Here is a 22,071-nt window from a genome sequence, read left to right as displayed (position 1 = left end):
AATCGGGCTGCGTATCGGCCATAGTGATGCCATGAAGCCGAGCCCCCGGCCCCGGGCGGCCGGCGAGCCCATTCGCATGACAACGGAGAGCCAGAGCGGCAAGCGCAGGGCGAAGCCGGGACCCGAGCGGTCCGTGAGCACGTAGAGAATCCGAGCTGGGAACAAGAGCGGGAAGTAACAGGTGACCCAACAACAGAATCCTGCTGAGCAACCGATCGTCGTCTGGGAAGGCGCGCCCAAACTGCGCAACCCGTTGCTGCTTGTCGCGTTCGAAGGCTGGTTCGACGCCGGCGAATGCGCCACCGGCGCGCTGGCGTGGATCCGCGAGCGCAGCGAGGCACGGCGGGTCTGCCACATCGACCCTGAGGAGTTCTTCGACTTCCAGGAGAGTCGCCCGCACATCGAGATCACCTCGGAAGGGGAACGCCGCATTAGCTGGCCGGAGATCGAGTGCCACGTCGTGCCGGCCGCCCCGCCCCACGACCTCGTGCTGCTGTCGGGCATCGAGCCGCGGATGCGCTGGCGTACGTTCTGCGAAGGCGTGGCGGAAATCGCCCGGGGGCTCGGCTGCCAGATGGTGGTGACGCTCGGGGCAATGGTCGCGGGGGTGGCGCACTCGCGGACAGCCTCGGTCAAGGGCAGCGCCGCGAACGGTGAGCTGGCGGCCCGCCTAGGCCTAGATCGGCCGACGTATCAAGGCCCCACCGGCATCATCGGGACTCTGCACGACGTGCTGGACCGGGCTGCGCTGCCCGTGGTGTCGCTGCGCGTCGGTGTGCCCCATTACGTCGCAGGGCCGCCGAATCCCAAGGGCACGCGTGCGCTGCTGGCCCACTTCGAGACGGTCACCGGCGTGACGACCGGCTACCGGGAGCTCGACACCAGCGTGCAGACCTGGGAGCAACGGGTCGACGAGGCGGTCGCCCGAGATCCCGAGATTGTGACCTATATCCGCCAGCTCGAGTCCGAAGCGGACCGCACCGCCGAGGAGAATCTGCCAAGCGGCGACGACATTGCGCTCGAATTCCAGAAATTCCTGGCCGAGCAGCGCGAATCGCCCCCCGGCGACGGCGTCAGCGACCAGTCGGACTAAGAGGCCGCGCCAATGGGCGTGCCCGCTGCGGAGGCGGCCGGACCCTCCGCTCCAGCGATCCAGCAGGTCGCAACGTCGCAGAGTCTCCTGCCGCCTCCGCCGCTATGACATCTGTGCCACTCCGTTGATGCGAATTGCTGCTGTGGCGGTACATACGCCGTCGTAGGGTTCTGACATGGGCGGCAGCACGTTTGGGGAACGCTTCGCGGTCACCACGTTCGGCGAATCGCACGGCGGTGCGCTGGGGGTGATCATTGACGGCTGCCCCGCGCGTCTCGAATTGAGCGAAGCCGATGTGCAGGTCGATCTGGACCGCCGCCGGCCTGGCCAGAGCCGGATCGTCACACAACGCCAGGAGGCGGACCGGGTCACGATTCACTCGGGAGTCTTCGAGGGCTTGACGCTGGGGACGCCGATCGGCATGACCGTGGCGAATACCGATGCTCGGCCCGGTGCCTATTCCGAGATGGCAACCAAGTACCGGCCCAGCCACGCCGACTACACCACCGAGGCCAAGTACGGCATCCGCAACTGGCAGGGCGGCGGCCGGGCATCGGCCCGCGAGACCGTCGGCCGAGTGGCTGCGGGCGCAGTCGCTCGCAAGATCCTCGCAACTGTCGGCACAGAGGTGCTGGGGTGGGTCAGCTCGGTGCGCGACATCACCGCCGACGTGGACCCCGCAGAGCTGACGAGGGACGACGTGGAAGCGGATCCGACGCGTTGCGCTGATCCCGTCGCCGCAGGCCGCATCATCGAAGCCATCGATGCGGCCCGACGCGACGGCAACTCCCTCGGCGGGGTCGTGGCCTGCGTGGCGCGTGGCGTGCCACCGGGCCTCGGCGAGCCGGTCTTCGACAAGCTCGACGCAGAGCTGGCGGGAGCGGTGATGTCGTTGCCGGCCGCGAAAGGCATGGAGATCGGCAGCGGCTTCGCCGGCACGTTGATGACGGGCCGCACGCACAACGACGAATTCGCCCCCGGTCCCGACGGCCGCCCCGTCACGGTCACCAATCGCAGCGGCGGCATCCAGGGCGGCATCAGCAACGGCGCCGACATCATGCTGCGCGTCGCGTTCAAGCCCACCGCCACCATTGCCTCCGAGCAGAAGACCGTCACAAACGCCAACGAGGCGACTGTGCTGGCCGCACGAGGTCGTCACGATCCGTGCGTGCTGCCCCGGGCGGTGCCGATGGTCGAGGCGATGGTCTGCCTCGTGCTGGCCGATCATCTCTTGCGTCAGCAGACGACTCAGCTCGCACCCGGACCTGCGTCCCAGACCTAGCGCTGGTGGACTCGCGCTGATGGGCCTCCGCCAGTGGATATAGGGCAGATCGCGCTCATCGCCGCCGCGGGTGTGGTGGCCGGCGTCGTGAACGCCATGGCGGGCGGCGGTTCGCTGCTGACGGTCAGCCTGCTCACGGTGGTCGGCGATCTCGGCGGGCTCGTTGCCAACGGCACCAACCGCATCGGCGTTGTGACCCAGAACGTGGCCTCGGTGGCGGGATACCGATCCGAAGGCGTGTCGGGACTGCGCCGTTCGGTACCCATCCTCATCCCGGCGGTGATCGGCTCGGTGATCGGCGCGTACGCCGTGTCGAGCCTGCTCAGCGACACGGCCTTCGAGCGCATCTTCGGCATCTTGATGGTGCCGCTGCTGATCCTGAGCTTGCGCCCGCCCAAAGCCCGCAGTGAGGACATCACGTGGCCGATGTGGCTCACCACCGCGGTGTTCTTCCTGATCGGCGCGTACGGCGGCGCATTCCAAGCAGGGGTGGGGCTCATGCTGGTTCTGGCGCTGTCCCACGCCGGTCTGGACTTGGTGAACGCCAACGCCGTCAAGGTGGTGGTGATCGCCGTGCTGACCGTCGTGGCGGTGCCGGTGTTCATTCTGAACGATCAGGTCCACTGGGGCTTCGCCGTCATCGTCGCGGCTGGCTTCGCGGTCGGCGGCTGGTTGGGCGCCCGCTGGGCCGTACGGGGAGGCGAGCGGTTGATCCGGCCAGTTCTGGTGGTGGCAGTGCTCGGTCTCGCTGGACGCATGCTGGGCTTGTACTGAGCATCTGTGCGTGTTGGCCCGCACACGGCGTCGCCGTCGCGGGCAGGCGGCGGTCCACGCTGTGTCCGGCCGACTTGTGCGGCGCTTCGACGCGTAGGGTCGCCTCGTGATTTTCGACTTGGATAGCGAACGAGTTCGGAACCGCCCGGGCATCAAGTGGGGACGAGAAGGCCCCGATGTGCTGGCGGCCTGGGTCGCCGACATGGACGTGGAGCAGCCCGCAGCGGTGCTCGAAGCAGTACGCGAACGCATCGACTCGGGCGGCCTGGGCTACGACTTCTATGACCTGCCGATCCCTGTGCTCGATGTGTTCGCGAAGCGCATGGGCGAGGCGTTCGGCTGGCAGGTCGACCCGGGCGACGTCGTCCGGGTTCACGACGTGATCCAGGGCCTGGAGCTGGCGATCACCTATTGCACCGAGCCCGGCGACGGGGTCATCTTCCAGACGCCCGCCTACCCGCCGTTCTTCTCCAGCGTGGAGGGACACGGGCGCCGCGTGGTGCCCAATCCGCTCATCCGCCACGACAACGGTTGGCGGCTCGACCTCGACCACTTCGAATCGGTTGCGTCGGCGCCCGATGTCACCGCAGTGATCCTGTGCCAGCCGCACAACCCGTGCGGCATGGTGCTCGACGCCGGCGACATTGCGGCGGTCATCGACGTCGCCGAGCGTCATGACCTGGTGGTGATCTCCGACGAGATCCACTGCGACCTGGTGTATGCGCCGGGGCGGCACATTCCGGTGGCATCGGTGAGCGAGCTGGCCTCCGAGCGGACCGTCACCGTCACCGCTGCCACGAAGTCGTTCAATATGGCGGGGCTGCGGATGGCGTTCCTGCACTCTGCGTCATCGCGCTACGGCCCGATCACCAAGAAGATCCCCAAGCGGCTGATCGGCGGCATCGGGATTCTCGGCCAGGTAGCCACGATCGCTGGCTGGACCGAGGCGCTGGACTGGCTGGATGAGCTAGTGGCCGGTCTTGACGCCAACCGTCACCTGCTGGCGCAGCTGCTCGCCGAGCGACTGCCCGAAGTTCGGTACCGCCCGCCCGATGCCACCTACCTGGCGTGGCTGGACTGCAGCGAGCTGGGCCTCGGCGACGACCCCGCCTCGGTCTTTCTGGGGCAGGGCAGGGTGTATCTGAACTCTGGGCTCGACTTCGGGCCCGAAGGCGCCAGCCACGTGCGCCTCAACTTCGCCACCTCGCCAGCGATGCTGGACGAAGCCACCGCCCGCATGGCCAAAGCCATCGGCCGCTAGCCGCCTCCGCCGCTAGCCGCCTCCGCCGCTAGCCGGCTCCGCCGCTGTGACGTATGTGTCTTGCAGCGCACGCGCTCAGTCGTCGGCGATCTGTTCTGATTCGCCTTTGCGGGCTTGGTGGCGCAGCACGAGCGTGTAGCCCACCACGGCGACCGCAGCGAAGCTGAACCACTGGAACGTGTAGCCCAAGTGCGGCCCGACGTCGAGTTCGGGCGGCGCCAGCGGCGCCAAGAGGGCGGTCAGGCCCGTGCCCGCAGCGTCGTCCCCCACGCCAATTGGCGTCCCGTCGGCGCGTGCGGCTGTCGTGAGCTCGATGTACACGGGAACGAGATCGAGCGACGTCTGCTGGTCGATGCGCCCGACGTCTGTACGCGCCAGAGAATCGAGTCGGCCCTGCTGAGGATCGGCCGGGCCGAGAAGGCCTCGTTGCTGGCTCAAGCGAATGCGGCCCTCGATGTGTCGCAGATCGCTCAGACCGCCGCGGAAAGCATCAGCGCCCTTGTCGACGGCGTCCTCGCAGACCCCACCTGTCGGCAGCCAGCCTGCAACGACGAGGACGCCTCGGGCGCCGCCCTCGATGCGTGCGCCGCTGTTCGCGGCTCGGAGCTCGTCTGTGGCGTCGTCGTCGAGCGCGGACGCCGTGGCGCTGACGTCGGCGGCCATGGGCAGGGCCAGATGGCACCCCGGAACGCCTCTGAGACTGCGGTTCCGGATCTGTACGGCGTCCCCCCAGCCGACGCCCGCCACCGACAGGCTGACCGGCCGGTACTCCAATTCGGCGAGCGGACCGGACCCGTAGTCGACGGCTGCTGCACCGGCGTCTGCTGCGTCGGACGCGCCGACAGCAGCGTCCAGCGCCGTCAGGAACTCCTCGACATCGAGCGGCCGCATGTCTTGGCGTTCGATGATCGCTGCGTTGTGGTCACGCACCTCGTGGTGGCGGCTCAGCTGCCAGAAGCCGGCTATCAGGAAGATCACCAGCAGGCCCCCGGCCAGCGCATGGCCTGCCAGCCAGCGTGGCGTGCGCGCGAACGAGTACATGTCACGACCTCGCGGGCGACGCTACCGGTGGCCCCCGCGCACCTCGACGCGGGCGATCTCGCCTGCGGGCTCGAAGCCCAGCACCTGGCCGAGGAATGACAGCTCGGCTTCAAGCGCTGACACGATGTTGGGCCCGCGGCGAAAGCCGTGCCCCTCGCCCTCGAACAGCAGGTAGGCGTGCGGCACGCCTGCGTTCGCCAGAGCTTCGACGACCTGTTCGGACTGGCTCTGGGGCACCACCCGGTCCTCGGTGCCCTGCAGCACGATCATCGGGGTCGCCAGCTGGTCGGTGCGCCAGATCGGCGAGCGTTCCCGGTACAGGTCGGCCTGGTCGGGCCACGGGCCGATCAGCCCGTCGAGGTATCGGGCCTCGAACTTGTGCGTGTCACGAGCGAGCGCCTCGAGATCGGCCACGCCGTAGCGGGAGATACCGGCTGCGAACACGTCGCTGCTCGTGAGCGCGCACAGCGTGGTGTAGCCGCCAGCCGAGCCGCCCTTGATGACCAGCCGCTGCGCGTCGACAGCGCCCTCTCGGGCCAGATGCAGCGCAGCGTTGATGCAGTCCTGCGTGTCGACGACGCCCCACTGGCCCGCCAGCAGGTTGCGGAAGGCGGTGCCGTAACCCGTGCTGCCGCCGTAGTTCACGTCCACCACGGCGATGCCGCGGGTCGTCCAGTACTGGATGGGGAGATCGAGCGAGCTGCGGGCCGAGCCCGTCGGTCCGCCGTGGCTGAGCACCACAAGCGGCGGAAGCTCGCTGGACGAAGCTGACCCGTCAGCGTCCGCGGGGGACGGTTCGACGGACGAGCCGCGGGCAGCGGCCTCGGCGAGATGCCCCGACATGGCCGAATTGGCAGGCGGGAAGAAGAACGCGTGCGCTTGGCGCCCATCGGCGCTGTCGAAGGTGAATGCCTCGGGGACCGAGACGTCGGCGGGCTCCAGGGTTGAGGATTCGGCGGCGCTGAGCTGGCGATGCGTGCCGTCGGCTGCGATCTCCATCACGGCAGCGCGGCGTGTCCAGCTTGCGGCCACGGTGACAGCGGTGCCACCGGCCGTCACCGCCAGCCGGCCGAAGTCGGTAAACCCGCTCGGGATCTCCGCCAGCCGGTCACCGTGTATGCGTCCGAGATGGCCGACGCCATCGGCTACCCAGGTGCACCACAGGTTGCCGCCCCCGTCCCAGCCATAGGTGGCCTGCGCGAACACCCACGCAGGAACCCCGAATTCGCGGCGGGCACTGCTCACCTCAGCGTCAGCCAGCAGCGGGTCGGTGTCACCAGTCTTCGCATCGACGCGATGGATCGACCACCAGCCGTCGACGTCGGTCACGATGTGCAGGTCGCCGTCGGGGCTCCATGCGGGCTGGGTCACCGCGGGGCCGTCGCACAGCACCCGGTCGGTGCCCGGCACCGGCTCGCCGTCACGGAGTTCCACCAGATGCAGGCGGGTGTGATCCCACGGCATGTTCGGGTGGTCCCAGCTGAGGTAGGCCAGATCGGATCCGTCCGGCGAAGGCCGAGGCGAGGAGTAGAAGTCGGCACCGGACGCCACGACGCTGACCGTCCCGTCGAGGCGTACCGTGATCAGCTCGTTGGTCGGCTCGTCGGCGGTGTCGGGGTGCGACTCTCGCACCCACACCGTGACCGGTTCGAATCTCGGGTCGCCGGCGGTGGGACGTGGTGAGGGCACCACCGCCGGGTCGGCATAGCGCAGGCTTCCCGGCACATCGGGTGCGGGGCTCATCGGTTGCGGGGCAATGTTTCCCGTCACGTCGAACAGCCGGATGCGGTGGTCGCTCATGCAGCTGCCCAGCACGAAGTGGTTGCCGTCTGGCGCTTCCAACGCCAGCCATGCCCCGCCGCCGTATTCGTGCACCGCGGTGCGGATGTCTGCTTCCGATGTATAGGGAACGTCCGCGGGCCCCGCATCGGGCTCGTCGAGCCTCACCCGGACGACGGCGCCCCGCCCGCGCTCGAGCGGCCGCTCTTCCACCCAGTAGGCCCAGCCGCCCGCGACCCGCGGTTCCACCCGACGCACAGCTCCCGCTGCGACGTCAGCCGCTTGCAGCGGCGATGGCCACGCACCGTATGGAAGATCCCCGGAATCACCGGTATTTCGGGCCGCATTATCTTGACAATTGGATGGCGAACTCATAGGTTCCTCAGTGGTTTCGACAAACTGACGCGGTCACTCACAGTGGGCATTGTCCGCGGCGGCGTGAGCGTGCGCTCCGGGTTTCCACCGACCCGTGACGCGCCAGTGGACCGGGGGAGCGCCCACCAACTCCCCCGGTCCACACTTTCCTGCGACGCCGCGGGTCGAGCCTCAGGAGGCTTCCTCGTCGGCCGACGCTGGCTCGTGCTGGGCCAGGATCGTCTGCAGGGACAGTTCTGTGGCGCGTAGGCGCCCTTCGCAGTGCGCGATCAGGCGCGAGGCGCGGGCGACCTGGGAGGCCAGCGCGTCGATGTCGATGTCGTCGTTCTCGAGGCTGGCCAGGATGGACTCGAGTTCGACCATCGACTCGGCGTAGCCGCCGAATTCGGCATCGCCCGCCTGCGCGCCGCCGTCGGTGTCTTCAGCCATCAGTGGTCCTTCCCGTTGTCGGATTATCAGCCGGCCTGTCTGGCTGACTGCCGCTAGTCCTGCTGCCTTGAACGACGCTGGGGAACACAGCGCGTTGGGTCTCAGTGGAGATGACATCGCCGGCAGCAGGCATCTCTCGCACGATGCCGCCATCGGCCGCTCGTGTGATCGAGAAACCCCGAGCCAGGGTTCGCTCGGGCGCGACCGCCGACACGAGTGCCGATGCGGAACGCAAGCGCGCCTTGGCTGCGTTGAGGCGTCGCGTCGAGGCCCGTTTCAACCGGGGCCGCTGGGCGCGAAGCGACGCCAGCCCGCGTTGGGCATGGGCGTGGCTTCGCTGCAGTGCGTGGCTCGCGCTGGCGAGCCTGCCGGCCGCTGCGCGGCAATGCCGTTGCGCGTGATGATCCAGCCGCAGCCGGGCTTCGCCGAGCTGCGCGCGCGGGCGGGCCAGGCGGCGCTCGGCCAGCAAGCCGAGCGCTCCTCGCGCTGTCGCCAGGCGCGCAGCTGCGGCCGACGTCCTCGAGCGAGCGGCGCGGTCGATCTCGCGGCGGGCTTGAGCCAGGCGTTCATCGAACGCGGCGACATTCCCAACGAGCGCGCTGGCGCACGCGGTCGGTGTCTTGGCTGCGGTATGCGCCACTTGGTCTGCTACCGAGGTGTCGATCTCGTGGCCGATCCCGCAGAACACCGGCAGCGGGCACGTCGCGATGGCTGTGGCCACGCTGGCGAGGTCAAACGCCAGCAGATCGGTGCGGTCACCCCCGCCGCGCACGAGCGCGATCGCGTCGACATCGGCTCGGCCGAGCGTGCGCAACGCTGCGACGAGGTCGGCTTCGGCCGTCACGCCCTGCACCCGGGCGTCGCACAGCAGCACCTCGAACGCGTAGCCGCTCGACTCGAGTTCATGGACGAAGTCAGCATGGGCGGCGCTGCCAGCGGCTGTGATGAGCCCGATGCGCAGCGGCACCAACGCCAACGGTGCGGTGGCATTGCGCCGCAGCAGGCCCGACGCGGCCAATTCGCCCAGCGTGCGCTCACGGTCAGCGGCCAACACCCCGAGCGTGAAGTGCGGATCAACGCCGCTCATAATGAGCTGGACCTGCCCGCTGCCGGCGTAGTACTCCACCTCGGCGCGGATCCGCACCTCAATGCCGTCGTCGAGTGTCAGCCCGCCCGCAGCGGCGAGGTCGCGGTTGACGAGGCGCTGACGTCCCTTGAACAGCGCCACCCGCATGCGATCGCCGCGGCGGTCGCCGCCTGTCCCTGGCTCGATGAGGTTGAAGTAGATGTGGCCGCTTGCTGCCACCGAGTAGCCGATGATCTCGCCGCGTACCCAGACCTCGGCGGGGAAGGCCCGCTGGATCGTCTCGCCGATGGCGTGTGCAAGTGCCGAGACTGACCAGGTGCCGTCGGGTTGCCCGGCCATCGCGCCTGCCGGGGTCCCGAAGCTCTCCACAGCGCTGCTCACGGCCCTGAGGCTGTCACGAATTCGCCTCCCGCGCGACCGAATATTGCCGCATCGCAGGGGCCGCGGGCGAGGCGGTCAGCCGCGCAGGCGTCGATAGGGTGCGCTGCGGAAGGTTGCCAGAGCGGACGAATGGGGCGGTCTCGAAAACCGTTGTGGCCTTCGGGTCACCGTGGGTTCGAATCCCACACCTTCCGCCACACCCGCCGTCACCGCAGATCGGTCTCGCGGCGACTCATGACCGCAGCTTGAACCGCTGGATCTTGCCAGTCGCAGTCTTGGGCAGATCGTCGACGAATTCGTAGCGACGAGGCCGCTTGTAGCCGGCCAGCCGCTCACGGCAGAAGGCGGTCAGGTCGCGCGTCATGTCGTCGGCAGCGACGAGGTCGCCGTCGACGGGAGTCACGTAGGCCACGGGTCGCAGCACGCCGTCGGTGTCGTGCTCGCCGACCACCGCTGCTTCGAGCACAGTGGGGTGCTCGATCAGGGTGGCCTCGACCTCGGCTGGTGACACCCACTCGCCGCCGACGCGCAGCATGTCGTCGACCCGGCCCAGGTACGTGTGATAGCCATCGGCGTCGACGTCGTACAGATCGCCTGTGCGCATCCACGGGCCCTCGAAGGTGGCCCGGTTCGTCTCGGATCGACACCAGTATCCCGTCGTCATAGACCGGCCCTTGACGAGAAGCTGGCCCGGCTCGCCGGGAGGTTGATCCCGGCCGTTGTCGTCGACGATGCGAATCTCGTAGCCGGCCACCGGCTTGCCGCTTGTTCCGGGCCGCAGGTCCGCAAGCGAGTTGGACAGGTAGACGTGGAGCATCTCGGTCGAGCCGATGCCGTCGAGCACCGTGACGCCGAATCGCTCCCTGAACCGCTCGAAGGTCTCGGCCGGCAGCGGCTCGGCAGCGGAGGCGGCCAGGCGGACCGAGGCAAAGGTGTCGTCAGCCAGATCGGAGCTGTTGAGTGCCGCGTAGAAGGTGGGAATGCAGAAGAACAGTGTCGGCCGATGGGCGGTCACCAATTCGGCGACCCGCGTCGGCGTCGGCGGCCTGGCGGGTTCGAGAATTGTCGAAGCTCCGACCGAGAACGGGAAGCTGAGCGAGTTGCCAAGCCCGTAGGCGTGGAACATCGGCCCGACCGAGTAGCACCGGTCCTCGGGTGTGATGCCGAGGACGGAGCGGGCATACGTCTCGCAGGTGACGCGGATGTCGACATGGCGGTGTGCCGCCAGCTTGGGCTGTCCGGTCGAGCCTGATGTGCAAAGCCAGAAGCCCGGCGATTCGTCCCACGTCGGGTAGTGCGCGCCGTCGGCACCCTCGGCCCCGGCCCCGAACTCATCCCAGCTCAGGACGCGGGCGTGTCCGTTGCCGGCATCGGGCGGAATGTCGCCGGTCACGATCACCGTCGCGACTTCCGGCGCCCCTGAGCACAGATCACCGATGCAGCCGGCGACGGCTTCGGAAACGACTGCGACTGTGGCGCGCGCGTCGGCGGTGATCACGGCGAGATCTCGGCCCGGCAGCAGCGGGTTCATCGGGACCGGTACGGCTCCGATCCGCAGCGCGCCCAAGAACACAGCTACGTACCGAACCGAGTCGAGCATCGCCATGGCGACGCGCTCCTCGGGCCGCAAGCCGAGCCCCCGCAGCGCAGCCGCGGTGCGAGCAATCTCGTCGGCAAGCTCGCGGTAGGTGTATCGCTGGTCATCGCAGATCACGGCCAACCGGTCGCCGTCGCCGGCAGCGACGCGACGGTCGACCAGCCAGGTCGCGGCATTGAACGGTTCGACCATTGACTGCCTCCTCGTTCGTGATCTCAGATTCGCACGTATTCGAACTCGAGCGGTTGCCGGTTGATGCCGGTGGCTGGCGGCGCTACCCAGCCGGCCATCTTGCCCGGCTCGGTCACAGCGACCTGGAGCGACTTCACGTGCGACTTGTCGTCATCGCTCGGCAGCCATTCCGAGGCGTTGGCGTGCCATTGCGCATCGCTGATCATCCGGCCGTCCGGTGAGACATGGCGGTTTGCGAAGGTGCCCACGTTGCGGTTGAAGCCGAAATGGGGCAGTCGCAACTCGAAGTCGACCCCGGCTTCGGCGATCGACCGGTTCCATCGGTCGAGGCCCTTGCCGCAGTCCTCGGTGTAGTCCTCGCGCAGCGTCTCGTTGAGCGCAGCCAGCTGCGTGACTTCCCGGACGCCGATGCCGTCATCGGTGGCTTCGGGCACGAGGCGGGTGGCGTCGCGCAGCACGTGGTCGTCATCGCGACGCTCTTCCTGGAAGCGGCCTTTCAGCCCGGCGGCGAAGTAGTTGGCGGCGTTCGTCGAGGTCTCGGCACCGAAGAGGTCTAGCGACACTGCGTAGTGGAAGTTGAGGTACCTCTGGATCAGCTGGAGATTGAGACCACCGTGGGGGTGAACATCGTCGGTGTCGTGCTCGTGCATCAGTTCCAAGGTGCGCTGCACGACCCGACCGACCCCGGAGGCCCCGACGAACATGTGGTGGGCCTCTTCCTTCAGCATGAAGTCGCAGGTTCGGCTGAGTGGGTCAAAGGCCGACTCTCGCAGGGAGGCCAACTGGTACTTGCCGTCGCGGTCGGTGAAGTACGTGAACATGAAGAACGACAGCCAGTCGGGCGTTTCCTCGTTGAACGCTCCGAGGATTCGGGGGTTGTCGGCATCGCCGGAATGACGCTCGAGCATCTCGTCGGCCTCGTCGCGTCCGGCGCGGCCGAAGTAACGGTGCAGCAGATAGACCATCGCCCACAGGTGGCGTCCCTCTTCGACGTTGACCTGGAACAGGTTGCGCAGGTCGTACAGCGAGGGGGCGGTCAGGCACAGTCGCTGCTGCTGCTCGACCGAGGCCGGCTCAGTGTCGCCCTGGACCACGATCAGGCGCTGCAGATCGGCCCGGTACTCGCCTGGGATTTCCTGCCAGGCGTCGTCGCCCTGGTGATCGCCGAAGGCGATCTTGCGATCTGGCTCGGGCTCGGCCAGGAAGATCCCCCAGCGGTAGTCAGGCATCTCCACATGGTCGAAATGGGCCCAGCCCTCACGGCCGACGTCGACCGCAGTCCGCAGGAACACCGGGCTGCGCTTGAACGCCACGGGGCCGAGCTCTTCCCACCACCGGATGAACTTCGGTTGCCACCCTTCCAGTGCTCGCTGCAGCCGGCGGTCGTCGGCCAGGTCCACGTTGTTGGGGATCTTGGCGTTGATGTCGACGATGGTCATGTTCACACCCTCCTGGGGTCGAATTCCGGCCGGGAACCGGTGCCGAAGCGCTGCAACGCTCCCTTCGACCCCACGGCGTTGGGTCGCTGAAAGATCCAGTTCTGCCAAGCCGAGAGGCGGGAGAAGATCTTGGTCTCCATCGTCTCGGGCCCGACGAAGCGATAGTTCGCCTCCATTGCGGTGAGCGCATCGGGAGAGAAGCTGTTCCGCTCCTCGAGCGCGATCCTGACTTCGTCGTCCCAGTCGATGTCGTCGGGGGCGAAGGTGACAAGCTCAGCCCCTGCAGCCTCGCGCGCTTCGAGCTCGGTACCGACGGTGGCTTCCGCTGCGGCAAGTGCGGCGGGTCGGCCCCAGAACCGGGTCTGGAGCCGGCTGAGGCCATTGGACATAGCGAACCAGCCGAGATTGGCGCCGGTGAGCCGGATCGTCGCCGGCTCGGGCGGGTCGTCGAGATCTTCCCACGTCCCGTCGAGCATGAAGCTGCGATCAGCGGTGAGCACCAGCTCGGCCAGGACTCCGGCAAAGCAGCTGCCAGGTTCGATCAGAGTCATCAGCGACCGGGCAGACAGGTCCAATCGCTTGAGCGTCCGTGTCCAGTACAGCCGGATCTCTCGCACCAGCCAGTGATCTGGATGTTCAGCCAGGAGCTGTTCGGCCGCGATAACGGCATCCCGATCGCCCTCGGTGCGGAACACCCATGTGCCGATGGCGGTCTCGTTGAAGCGCAGATGGAGCACGGCTGCGTCGAGCTCGCGTGCGCAGCGCAGGACCCAGGCCTGCGCACCGGCTTCGATCAACTCGTCGGGCGTCGCGGGCTCGGGAGCGTCGGGGGCGGTGATCGTGAAGGTGGCCGTGCCAGCTCGCCGGTCGATGCTCACCGACACGGCGGAGTACTTGACGGAGTCGTCGTCGACGGTGCGGTCGAGCGGCACGAGGCGGATGCCAGGCCCGAGATCTGGGCGATCAGACTTGACTGCGCGGGCAGCCACGCGCTCGTCAATGAGGTCGCCAAACGAACTGGGTGGGGCTGCTTGATCGACGAGTCCCCAGTCGACGGCCTGGCGGCCTCGGACTCCCTCGGTGCGGGTAGCGAATGCATCGGCGAGATCGCGCCGCACGTGCCGTTTCTCGACGACGCGGGTGAGCCCCCCGGTGCCGGGCAGCACCGCCAGCAGCGGGATCTCGGGAAGCGAGACTGACGAGGCGCGGTCGTCGACCAGCAGGATCTCGTCGCAGGCGAGGGCCAGCTCGTAGCCGCCTCCCGCAGCCGTGCCGTTGACCGCCGCGATCCATACCTGAGAAGAGTTGGCCGTCGCGTCCTCGATGCTGTTGCGGGTCTCGTTGGTGAACTTGCAGAAGTTCACTTTGTGCTCATGGGTGGCGCCGGCCAGCATCCCGATGTTGGCGCCCGCGCAGAAGATCTTGTCGAGGCCGCCGGTGACCACCACCACCTTGACCTCGGGGTGTTCGAATCGGAGCCGTTGGACTGCGTCGTAGAGCTCGATGTCGACACCGAGGTCGTAGGAGTTGGTCTTGAGCTCGTAGTCGTCGCGCAGCCCTGCGGTCGGGTCCACGTTCATGGTGAGCGTGGCCCGCTCCCGGTCGATCTCGGTGACCCAATGGCGGTACTGCTCGGGACTCGTCTCAAACTCGATCTCTGGATCGCTCACGGATCCCCCTCGGCCGCTCAGCGATGGTTGCTGAAGAAATCGCTGAGCAGCTCGCCGCATTCGGCTTCGCGTAGTCCGCCGATCACCTCAGCGTTGTGATTGAAGCGGGGGTCCACCAGCAGGTTGTACAGCGTCGCCGCGGCACCTGCCTTGGGGTCATAGGCCCCGAACACCACCCGAGCCACGCGGGCCGACAGCGCAGCCCCGGCGCACATGGGGCACGGTTCGAGCGTCACCACCAGCGTTGCGCCGCTCAGCCGCCAGTCGCCGACCGCGGCAGCGGCGTCGCGCAGTGCCAGCACTTCGGCGTGCGCTGTGGGGTCGTTGGTGGCCTCGCGTTCGTTGTGGCGGGCAGCGACGACCTCGCCGTCGATCATCACCACGGCGCCCACAGGCACCTCTCCGACGGCAGCAGCCTGCCGAGCCTGTTCGATCGCCTGTTCCATGGCTGCGTCGTCTGTCACCACCGCAGTGTGGCCGCTTTTTTTCGGCGTCAGGCGGCTGCGTCGAACAGCAGTGATGGCGCGGCGAGCCTTGGCGGCCCGGCTGGGCGCCCGCCGCTGGGCATCAGTGCTCAACCTCACATGGCTCAGCACGACATGCGGAGAGTGTGGGATTCGAACCCACGGAGGCCGATGAAAGCCTCACACGCTTTCCAAGCGAGCCCATTCGTCCACTCTGGCAACTCTCCGTAACGATGCAGCGATCGCACGGCGATCCCTGTGATGATGCCGGGATCGCGCGGCGATCCCTGTGATGATGCCGGGATCGCGTGGCGATCCCTGTGATGATGCAGCGATCGCGCGGCGATCCCTGTGCATCAGACGTGTCGCCGTCTGGCGAGGCGGCCAGGCGATCTGCGGCACACAACGAGGTCCGCTGAGAGCTGCTGCCTCCCGGCCCTGACTCGGTTCACGGGTCGCCGTTGCACAGGACCCGGCCGCCACGTCAGACGGCGACACAGCCCGAACGATAACCGCAGAGCCTGCCGATGAGTCACCGTCGGGGGCCAAGCGGCGCGATAGTCCGACGCTCCCTTGTCAAGCGGCAAGTGGGACGGCGGCGATGCGGTCTGACAGTCCTCACTCGTCGGACGAGGGCGGCGAGTGGGTCTGCGGCGATGCGGTCGTCGAGTCGGTAGGCGGTTTCGCCGGGGGATACGACCAGCCCGGCGCGGAAGCTCGTGCCAAGTCGCTCCTTGAGCGTTATGAGATGGCGTGCGTCGGCGGCGGTGACGGTTCGTGACAGTTTTGCCTCGAGTGTCAGCACGGCACCGCTGTGGAGGTCGGCGATCAGGTCGATTTCGTGGTCGCCGACGGCGGGCGCGGCTATTGCGGCTCGCCGTCGGGTGACTCGGGTGTGACGACGATGCGGGGCAGCCCGGCCGCGGTTTCGAGGCGGGCGAGACGGTCGGTGTGATCGAGCAGGGTCGCGTTGATCTCACTGAAACCTGCCTGCATCTCGGCACGCAGCCCGCCGATCTCGGCCCGCAACTCGGTTGACGAGGCGTCGATGCGTGCGCCGTTGGCGTCGATGCGTGCGCTTTGGATGTCGATGCGGTCGCCGAGGGAGCTGATCTGCCACATCAGCATGCTGAACATCGCCGTCACCAACGCCGCAGCCACCACGTTCACCATCGCGCTGCGCGACACCGTGCTGCCCGCGCCCGCCGGCTTCTTGTCGCCGAGTGCGCTTCGTGTGCCGGCGTCGGCGCTCGGCGTGTGGCCCGCGTCGGGCGGTGTTGATGCTTCGGCGTCGGCGCTCGGCGTGTGACCCGTGTCGGGCGGTGCTGATGCTTCGGCGTCGGCGTCGGCGTCGGCGTCGGCGCTCGGCGTGTGGCCCGTGTCGGGCGGTGCCGGTGCTTCGGCGGCGGCTTCGTGTTCGGCCGGGTCGTTCATGGCGGCGGTTGTGTCGACGGAGGTGGGCATCGGGCCTCGCTGAGCGTCGCGGCGCTTCAAAGCGCACGTTCGGTTCCGGGTAGGTCGCCGCACAAGCCGGGCAACGAGGCTGTGCCCAACATAGTTGGCCGCTCCACCGCGCACGCAACGATTTTCTCGACGCCGACGCCGACGCCGACGCCGACGCCGACGCCGACGCCCGCGTCACCGACATCCGCCAGTTCTGCAAGGGCTGGGCCGGATCCGACGCGTCCCGGCGGCTCGGAATGATCGCCGACAAGCCCCGGCGACATCAACAGTGACACTCGGAAAGTTTGTGTAAGCGGCGTGGTCTGAGGGTCCGCAGCGATGGGCTGCGGGCTGGGTCAGTGCTGGTCGGGCGGGTCGGCGTTGCGGGGTTCGGGTGGCTGGAGTCGGGGGCGGCCGTCGGATGGGGTGCGGATCTTGCGGCCGCGGGTGTGCACGTCTTTGTGGCATGGCTCGCAGAGTGATGCGAGGTTGGCGATGTCGGTGAGGCCGCCGTTGTCGTAGTAGTCGATGTGGTGGGCTTGGGTGTGCTCGGAGGTGAGTGCGCAGCCGATGCAGCCGCGGTCGCGTGCTGCGAGCACGAGCCGTTGGGCGTCGTTGGCGTTGCGTGTGCGTCCCAGTGCGAGCTGTGACCAGTCGGCGGAGAACATGGCGGGCAGCACGTTGGCGTTGAGGCCGTACTCGGCGAGCATCTGCGCTGACATGGGAGTGCCGTCGTCGAGGCGGGGGTTGGCGAGCCGGTCGCTGGTGATGTCGTAGTCGGCGATGATGAGCAGGTTGGTCGCGGCGCGTCGGGCTGTCTCGTCGCCCAGCACCAGCTCGCACAAGGCGTCAGCGGTGAGCTGCGCCCGAGACGCAGCGTCGCTGTCGCCGCTGTGGTCGGGGTTGTTGTCGGCGTGGCGTCGGCGCGTCGAGCGCACCGCAGCCTGCAGGGCGTCGCTGAGCTGGCGTCCGGTGAGGAAGTCGAGCTTGCCGTGCAGGTGCCACATGCCGTCGTCGCCGATCCGCAGCGACGCCGAGCGCTCATGACGCTGCAGTGCCAGCTCCGCGTCGGCGGGGCTGAGATGTTGGGCGGCGGCCTCGGCTGCGAGCTCGTCTGCGATCGCCAAGCTGTAGTTCGCGAGCGGGTGACGGGCGATCGTGTCGGAGGGATACGCGCGGGCGAGTTCGAGGAAGTCGTGTTCGCTGCGGCGGTGCTTCTTGGGTGCTTCGCGGGCGATCACCTTGGCGTGGGACATATGGATCTCGCCGGCTTGCATCGCGTCGAGCGTGCCGGCGAAGCCCTCTGAGACCAGGCTTTCGGCGAGACGGGTCTCGCTGCGGGCCTGCGCGCAGTTCATGCGTGTCTGGTCGCGCAGCACATACGCAGCGGCTTGTGCGCCGTAACGCGACGTCATCTCGCCTACCGCTGCCAGATAGCGGCCCTCGACGCGGGCACGCTCAGCGGTCAACTCGACCACCAGATCGGTGAGCTCGTCGACGTTCAGCGCCCCCAGATCGACGCCGCAGCTCGCCTCACCGCCGCCGACAATCTCGCCGTCACCGGCACGCCCGGAGGCGCAATCGCACTGCTGGGAATCCTCCGGGGCCGAGACCACGCCGTCACCGGCACGCCCAGCCACGGCATCGCACTGCTGGGAATCCTCCGGGGCCGAGACCGCGCCCAGCGAGCTGCTCCGATGGTCGGCCGAACCGGTTGCGTCTTCGAACGGCCCCATTTCGCCGCCGGTCCACACCGTAGTCGGGTCCGGCCACGCCGACCCAACCACAGGGGGCCACCCAGACGCAGTGTCGACGCCGGCCTCAGGTGCCTCCACATCGCCGGGAGCGAGTTCTCGCACGACATCGCCGAACATGAACAGAGCATACACACGTTTGTAACGAAAAACAAACATTCGTGCGCACAAATTTCAAGCAAATCCCCCCAAGACGCCGCGCCAATAGGTGGAGCGAATTCCGGCCGATTGCATTCCCGACATGAGAGACCTCAGCAAAGACGCAGGTCAAGGCGTTGTCCCCGCCGATAGTCAGTCGAGCATTTCCGCTCTGGATCATCACGAGTTCGTAGACGCGTTGGGGGTCGCCGAGGTCGCACTCGCCTTGGCCGCTCCAAGCGATGCGATTCGGCAGGGTGACGCGGCCGGTTCGGATCGCGGCTTGGCAGTCCCAGTGCCGACGCGCAGCGGCGGGCGCGGCTATTGCGGCTCGCCGTCGGGTGACTCGGGTGTGACGACGATGCGGGGCAGCCCGGCCGCGGTTTCGAGGCGGGCGAGACGGTCGGTGTGATCGAGCAGGGTCGCGTTGATCTCACGGAAGCCTGCCTGCATCTCGGCACGCAGCCCGCCGATCTCAGCTCGCAGGCTTCCGATCTCGGTTTGCATGTCGGTCCGCAGCGCGCCGATCTCGGTTTGCATGTCGGTCCGCAGCGCGCCGATCTCGGCTCGCAACTCGGTTGCCGAGGCGTCGATGCGTGCGCCATTGGCGTCGATGCGGTCGCCGAGGGAGCTGATCTGCCACATCAGCATGCTGAACATCGCCGTCACCAACGCCGCAGCCACCACGTTCACAATCGCGCTACGCGACACCGCGCTGCCCGCGCCCGCCGGCTTCATGTCGCCGAGTGCGCTTCGTGTGCGGGCGTCGGCGCTCGGCGTGTGGCCCGTGTCGGGCGGTGCCGGTGCTGCGGCGGCGGCTTCGTGTTCGGCCGGGTCGTTCATGGCGGCGGTGGTGTCGACTGGTGTGGGCATCGGGCCTCGCTGAGCGTCGCGGCGCTTCAAAGCGCACGTTCGGTTCCGGTAGGTCGCCGCATAAGCCGGGCAACGAGGCTGTGCCCAACATAGTTGGCCGCTTCGCCGCGCACGCAACGATTTTCTCGACGCCGACGGCCCGCTCCCTGCACACATCTTCACTGTTTCGCGCAGGCTCTGGGGGTCCCTGAGTTCGGTGGAGGCGGATTACTGGATTCATGCCGCTGGCCTTCCCGCGGAACCCGTATCACCGCCTTGTCAAGCACTACAAGGATGCGCAGCTCGTCGGAACCGATCTCAACGATCCCTACTTGGACGCGCAGCAGGCGCTGCAACTCTTGTCCGAGCAGCAGTCGGCGCTGGCGAAGGTGCCTGGAGATCTGCTGACGGCGTGGCATTGGCTGACCAGGTGGCGGGTCTGCAGAAGCTGGGTATTACCTCGTGTGTGACGGTCAACGGGTTGCTGTCGCTGCCGGAACGGGCGGAAGCACTTGAGCGGGTGCGTCTCGGTGACGCAGCGATCCTGCTGATTTCTCCCGAGCAGCTGCGAAGCGTGTCGGTGCGCGGTGCTCTGGCTCAACGCGAGATCGCTGCATGGGTGCTCGATGAGGCGCATTGTCTGTCGAAGTGGGGACACGACTTTCGGCCCGATTACCGCTATGTGGACCGCTTCATTCGCGAGCGCGCTGAGAACGAGCGCACGCCCCCGGTGCTGTGTTTGAGCGCGACCGCGAAGCCAGAGGTCAAGACCGAGATCTGCGAGTACTTCAGAGAGCATCTCGGCGTCGAAATGAAGGTGTTCGATGGCGGCAGCCGTCGCACGAATCTCGAATTTGTCGTGATGCCGACATCAGCTCCTGCCAAGCAGCAGGACGTCTTGGCGACGCTGCATCATCACCTCCCGTCGGGCGCGAAAGGCGGTGCGATCGTGTACTGCGCGACCCGCAGACGAACCGAGGAGGTCGCCGATTTCCCGCAAGAGCAGGGAATCACCGCAGATCGCTTTCACGCCGGACTGCCGCCGCAGACATTCGTCGGCGCCTGCATGAGCTGATCGGCGACGACGCCAACGGCGTGATGGTGCTGACATGCCACGCCCTGGCTGTGCGGCTGGTCGGCGCCAGCTTCTCGGGTACCGCGGCGCAGTCCAGTGACAGGAGCTTCGACGAACTTCTGCGCGAAGTGATGCAAAAGGCCATCGCGCTGCTGCGAGGCGTCGAGCTCGCGCCCGAAGAAGCGGAGGATTCTCGGGTGCGTCTGCTGGCCGGTTTCCGGTGGATCCTCGTCGATGAATACCGGCGCTTCGCGTTTGCGCGTGGGATGAGCGTTTGAGGGTCCGGGCCGTGTAGTGAGGGATCCCCCAGAATCGGGAGTGTTCGCATACCCGTGTTCTGGAGGATCCCTGTGCTTGTTGACCCTATGCGTGCGTTGAGGCTGATGGTGGGCCTCGGCCCGGGCGTCGCGGTGACCGGCGTTGGGGGTCGCCGCTCAGCCACGGCGTGAGACGTTATAGATATCGAAAAATACCGAAATACATTTGAATGTCAATATCAGCCCGTTTACGGTCAACGTTCGATTTCGTACGCTGCGTCGTCGGGAGGCCAACGTGTCCGAAGCTGTTCGAGTCCGTGCTTACGATTGGATGAGTGAACAGGCCGATGCCACGGTCGCGGAGTACGTCATGTCGCGGCTGAGTCCCGTGCCGGCGCCCGAGGTCGCTACCAAGGCCGATTTGGCGCGTGTCGAAGCCAAGCTCGACGCCTTCATCGTGCATGTGGACAAGAGGTTCGACCGGCTTATCGAGCTGCGCGAGGCCGATCTCAGAGAACGTGCGGCCGAACGAGAGGCTGATCTCGCAGAGCGTGCGGCCGAACGCGAGGCCGATCTCAGAGAACGTGCGGCCGAACGAGAGGCTGATCTCGCAGAGCGTGCGGCTGAACGCGAGGCCGATCTCAGAAAGCGCGAAGCCGATCTCGCAGAGCGTGCGGCTGAGCGAGAAACCGATCTCGCAGAGCGTGCGGCCGAACGAGAGGCTGATCTCGCAGGACGTGCGGCTGAGCGAGAAGCCGATCTCAGAAAGCGCGAAGCTGATCTCGCAGGACGTGCGGCCGAACGAGAGGCTGATCTCGCAGAGCGCGCGGCTGAGCGAGAAGCCGATCTCAGAAAGCGCGAGGCTGATCTCGCAGAGCGTGCGGCTGAGCGCGAGGCTGATCTCGGAGAGCGTGCGGCCGGGCGAGAGGCTGATCTCGCAGAGCGTGCGGCTGAGCGCGAGGCCGACCGCAAGGAGTCCGGGCGCCGAGCCTGGAAGATCGCCCTCGCGTTGCCCGTGGAGGTCGTCGTGCTGTTCGCGGGCGCCGCAGCGATCTTGGAGTGGCTCCGCGGTTGAGCTAACTCACCGGTTCTGAGCAGCCCCGGTCGATGGTGTCGAAGCGGATCCAGCGGTGATCGAATATCCCGAGCCCGTCGCGGAGGCGGTCTAGGACGAGACCGGTGTCCTTGTCTCGGGCCAATCCTTGAAGCATGTTCAGAATCCAGGGTGAATCACCGGGACCAGGCGACCGGAGCTGCGGACAACCTTCAAGTAATAGTTGGCCATCATGTATTGGTTGAAGGTGGGAATTGGAGGAGCGCACCGACGAATCGGGGGGAGACCGGTGCTGTTCTGATGATTTGCGGGGAGAGGTTGCCCAAGTCAATTCGTTGGCATGGTGTTCCAGGCGGCGGATCTGGGTAGAGGGACGCCGACCCCGGAGGAAACTTGCGGCTTGGGCGGATGCGCCTGCGACGGGCTCGGACGCGGACTGATTGCGGGGTTGTCGTGGTGCTGCCCGAGCCGGTGGGGCGGGTGGCCAAATGAGTGTTCTTTTGGGGTGCCAAAGGGTCTCGTGGACTATTGGCGAAGCGGTAGATTGCCGACCCATATGCGAGGTCGCGAACAGCGCCTGAACTGGGGTTGGAACTGTCCTAGCTCCCGGGGAGGGTCACCTCTTGCGGGGGGG

The 22,071-nt window shown here is 67.4% G+C and carries 20 protein-coding genes, 2 tRNA genes, 1 other RNA gene and 1 pseudogene; 9 read left to right on the top strand and 15 right to left on the bottom strand.

What is annotated here, in order from left to right; translation table 11 throughout:
• Positions 1–181 precede the first annotated feature (181 nt).
• The 4 genes from ACOOF5_RS05995 (at position 182) to ACOOF5_RS05980 (ending at position 4,410) form a co-directional block, all read left to right on the top strand.
• Positions 182–1,093, top strand: a complete 912-nt coding sequence (locus ACOOF5_RS05995) for a PAC2 family protein (protein WP_420437586.1) — start codon at positions 182–184, stop codon at positions 1,091–1,093.
• Positions 1,094–1,268: 175 nt separating this feature from the next.
• Positions 1,269–2,375, top strand: a complete 1,107-nt coding sequence (gene aroC / locus ACOOF5_RS05990) for a chorismate synthase (RefSeq protein ID WP_420437584.1) — start codon at positions 1,269–1,271, stop codon at positions 2,373–2,375.
• A 33-nt stretch (positions 2,376–2,408) separates the two neighbouring features.
• Positions 2,409–3,149 (top strand): sulfite exporter TauE/SafE family protein, encoded by a 741-nt coding sequence (locus ACOOF5_RS05985; protein WP_420437582.1) that lies wholly within the window; start codon positions 2,409–2,411, stop codon positions 3,147–3,149.
• Between the two features lie 106 nt (positions 3,150–3,255).
• Positions 3,256–4,410 (top strand): MalY/PatB family protein, encoded by a 1,155-nt coding sequence (locus ACOOF5_RS05980; protein ID WP_420437580.1) that lies wholly within the window; start codon positions 3,256–3,258, stop codon positions 4,408–4,410.
• A gap of 75 nt (positions 4,411–4,485) precedes the next feature.
• Here ACOOF5_RS05980 and ACOOF5_RS05975 read toward each other — a convergent pair whose 3' ends face one another.
• The 4 genes from ACOOF5_RS05975 to xseA form a co-directional block, all read right to left on the bottom strand.
• Positions 4,486–5,451 (bottom strand): SURF1 family protein, encoded by a 966-nt coding sequence (locus tag ACOOF5_RS05975; protein WP_420437578.1) that lies wholly within the window; start codon positions 5,449–5,451, stop codon positions 4,486–4,488.
• A gap of 21 nt (positions 5,452–5,472) precedes the next feature.
• Positions 5,473–7,479 (bottom strand): S9 family peptidase, encoded by a 2,007-nt coding sequence (locus ACOOF5_RS05970; protein WP_420437576.1) that lies wholly within the window; start codon positions 7,477–7,479, stop codon positions 5,473–5,475.
• A gap of 297 nt (positions 7,480–7,776) precedes the next feature.
• Positions 7,777–8,034: an exodeoxyribonuclease VII small subunit gene (gene xseB, locus ACOOF5_RS05965; protein ID WP_420437574.1), complete on the bottom strand. Its 258-nt coding sequence runs from the start codon at positions 8,032–8,034 to the stop codon at positions 7,777–7,779.
• Entirely contained in the window at positions 8,027–9,502 is a 1,476-nt protein-coding gene (gene xseA, locus ACOOF5_RS05960; protein WP_420437572.1) for an exodeoxyribonuclease VII large subunit, read from the bottom strand. Before xseA ends, xseB begins: the two co-directional genes overlap by 8 nt.
• A gap of 107 nt (positions 9,503–9,609) precedes the next feature.
• On the opposite strand from xseA, the gene ACOOF5_RS05955 reads away from it, so the two are divergent.
• Positions 9,610–9,699 (top strand) — tRNA-Ser (locus ACOOF5_RS05955).
• A gap of 35 nt (positions 9,700–9,734) precedes the next feature.
• On the opposite strand, the gene ACOOF5_RS05950 is transcribed toward ACOOF5_RS05955, so the two are convergent.
• From ACOOF5_RS05950 to ffs, 6 genes are all read right to left on the bottom strand, one after another.
• A complete protein-coding gene (locus tag ACOOF5_RS05950; protein WP_420437570.1) occupies positions 9,735–11,291 on the bottom strand; it encodes a benzoate-CoA ligase family protein in 1,557 nt (518 codons plus the stop codon).
• 23 nt (positions 11,292–11,314) lie between these two features.
• Entirely contained in the window at positions 11,315–12,730 is a 1,416-nt protein-coding gene (boxB, locus tag ACOOF5_RS05945) for a benzoyl-CoA 2,3-epoxidase subunit BoxB (RefSeq protein WP_420437568.1), read from the bottom strand.
• A gap of 2 nt (positions 12,731–12,732) precedes the next feature.
• On the bottom strand, positions 12,733–14,400 hold the full coding sequence (gene boxC / locus ACOOF5_RS05940) for a 2,3-epoxybenzoyl-CoA dihydrolase (protein WP_420437565.1): 1,668 nt from the start codon (positions 14,398–14,400) through the stop codon (positions 12,733–12,735).
• A gap of 17 nt (positions 14,401–14,417) precedes the next feature.
• On the bottom strand, positions 14,418–14,867 hold the full coding sequence (tadA, locus tag ACOOF5_RS05935; protein ID WP_420440901.1) for a tRNA adenosine(34) deaminase TadA: 450 nt from the start codon (positions 14,865–14,867) through the stop codon (positions 14,418–14,420).
• A gap of 135 nt (positions 14,868–15,002) precedes the next feature.
• Positions 15,003–15,091, bottom strand: a tRNA-Ser gene (locus ACOOF5_RS05930).
• Positions 15,092–15,243: 152 nt separating this feature from the next.
• Positions 15,244–15,342, bottom strand: an RNA gene (gene ffs, locus ACOOF5_RS05925) — signal recognition particle sRNA small type.
• A gap of 123 nt (positions 15,343–15,465) precedes the next feature.
• Here ffs and ACOOF5_RS05920 point away from each other — a divergent pair.
• Entirely contained in the window at positions 15,466–15,645 is a 180-nt protein-coding gene (locus tag ACOOF5_RS05920; protein WP_420437563.1) for a hypothetical protein, read from the top strand.
• An 83-nt stretch (positions 15,646–15,728) separates the two neighbouring features.
• On the opposite strand, the gene ACOOF5_RS05915 is transcribed toward ACOOF5_RS05920, so the two are convergent.
• The 4 genes from ACOOF5_RS05915 to ACOOF5_RS05900 form a co-directional block, all read right to left on the bottom strand.
• Complete coding sequence (locus tag ACOOF5_RS05915) at positions 15,729–16,328, bottom strand: hypothetical protein (RefSeq protein ID WP_420437561.1); 600 nt, start codon at positions 16,326–16,328, stop codon at positions 15,729–15,731.
• A 26-nt stretch (positions 16,329–16,354) separates the two neighbouring features.
• Positions 16,355–16,603 carry a hypothetical protein gene (locus ACOOF5_RS05910; protein WP_420437559.1) on the bottom strand — a complete coding sequence of 83 codons (249 nt, stop codon included), beginning with the start codon at positions 16,601–16,603 and terminating at the stop codon, positions 16,355–16,357.
• Between the two features lie 60 nt (positions 16,604–16,663).
• On the bottom strand, positions 16,664–18,181 hold the full coding sequence (locus tag ACOOF5_RS05905; protein ID WP_420437557.1) for an HNH endonuclease: 1,518 nt from the start codon (positions 18,179–18,181) through the stop codon (positions 16,664–16,666).
• A gap of 339 nt (positions 18,182–18,520) precedes the next feature.
• Entirely contained in the window at positions 18,521–19,072 is a 552-nt protein-coding gene (locus tag ACOOF5_RS05900; protein ID WP_420437555.1) for a hypothetical protein, read from the bottom strand.
• A gap of 397 nt (positions 19,073–19,469) precedes the next feature.
• Between ACOOF5_RS05900 and ACOOF5_RS05895 the strand changes: the two are divergent.
• The 3 genes and pseudogenes from ACOOF5_RS05895 to ACOOF5_RS05885 all read left to right on the top strand — a co-directional run.
• Positions 19,470–20,096: pseudogene (locus ACOOF5_RS05895) on the top strand (DEAD/DEAH box helicase); the annotation flags it as partial.
• An 80-nt stretch (positions 20,097–20,176) separates the two neighbouring features.
• Positions 20,177–20,404, top strand: a complete 228-nt coding sequence (locus ACOOF5_RS05890; RefSeq protein WP_420437553.1) for a hypothetical protein — start codon at positions 20,177–20,179, stop codon at positions 20,402–20,404.
• A 310-nt stretch (positions 20,405–20,714) separates the two neighbouring features.
• Positions 20,715–21,458 (top strand): hypothetical protein, encoded by a 744-nt coding sequence (locus tag ACOOF5_RS05885; protein WP_420437551.1) that lies wholly within the window; start codon positions 20,715–20,717, stop codon positions 21,456–21,458.
• 1 nt (position 21,459) lies between these two features.
• Here ACOOF5_RS05885 and ACOOF5_RS05880 read toward each other — a convergent pair whose 3' ends face one another.
• Positions 21,460–21,594, bottom strand: a complete 135-nt coding sequence (locus ACOOF5_RS05880; RefSeq protein ID WP_420437549.1) for a hypothetical protein — start codon at positions 21,592–21,594, stop codon at positions 21,460–21,462.
• Positions 21,595–22,071: the final 477 nt, after the last annotated feature.

Origin of the sequence: Candidatus Poriferisodalis sp. (genome assembly GCF_965214215.1) — a bacterium.
Lineage (GTDB): Bacteria > Actinomycetota > Acidimicrobiia > Acidimicrobiales > Poriferisodalaceae > Poriferisodalis.
Note: the sequence above shows the minus strand (reverse complement) of the source record. Positions and strands in the feature narration are given on the sequence as shown.

What these genes read in the sequence shown, in the direction of transcription:
- ACOOF5_RS05975 (WP_420437578.1), bottom strand. Translation starts at nt 5,451, where the DNA reads ATGTACTCGTTCGCGCGCACGCCACGCTGGCTGGCAGGCCATGCGCTG.
- ACOOF5_RS05885 (WP_420437551.1), top strand. Translation starts at nt 20,715, where the DNA reads ATGAGTGAACAGGCCGATGCCACGGTCGCGGAGTACGTCATGTCGCGG.
- ACOOF5_RS05905 (WP_420437557.1), bottom strand. Translation starts at nt 18,181, where the DNA reads ATGTTCGGCGATGTCGTGCGAGAACTCGCTCCCGGCGATGTGGAGGCA.
- xseB (WP_420437574.1), bottom strand. Translation starts at nt 8,034, where the DNA reads ATGGCTGAAGACACCGACGGCGGCGCGCAGGCGGGCGATGCCGAATTC.
- ACOOF5_RS05950 (WP_420437570.1), bottom strand. Translation starts at nt 11,291, where the DNA reads ATGGTCGAACCGTTCAATGCCGCGACCTGGCTGGTCGACCGTCGCGTC.
- ACOOF5_RS05900 (WP_420437555.1), bottom strand. Translation starts at nt 19,072, where the DNA reads ATGCCCACACCAGTCGACACCACCGCCGCCATGAACGACCCGGCCGAA.
- ACOOF5_RS05915 (WP_420437561.1), bottom strand. Translation starts at nt 16,328, where the DNA reads ATGCCCACCTCCGTCGACACAACCGCCGCCATGAACGACCCGGCCGAA.
- boxB (WP_420437568.1), bottom strand. Translation starts at nt 12,730, where the DNA reads ATGACCATCGTCGACATCAACGCCAAGATCCCCAACAACGTGGACCTG.
- aroC (WP_420437584.1), top strand. Translation starts at nt 1,269, where the DNA reads ATGGGCGGCAGCACGTTTGGGGAACGCTTCGCGGTCACCACGTTCGGC.
- ACOOF5_RS05880 (WP_420437549.1), bottom strand. Translation starts at nt 21,594, where the DNA reads ATGCTTCAAGGATTGGCCCGAGACAAGGACACCGGTCTCGTCCTAGAC.
- ACOOF5_RS05920 (WP_420437563.1), top strand. Translation starts at nt 15,466, where the DNA reads ATGCGGTCTGACAGTCCTCACTCGTCGGACGAGGGCGGCGAGTGGGTC.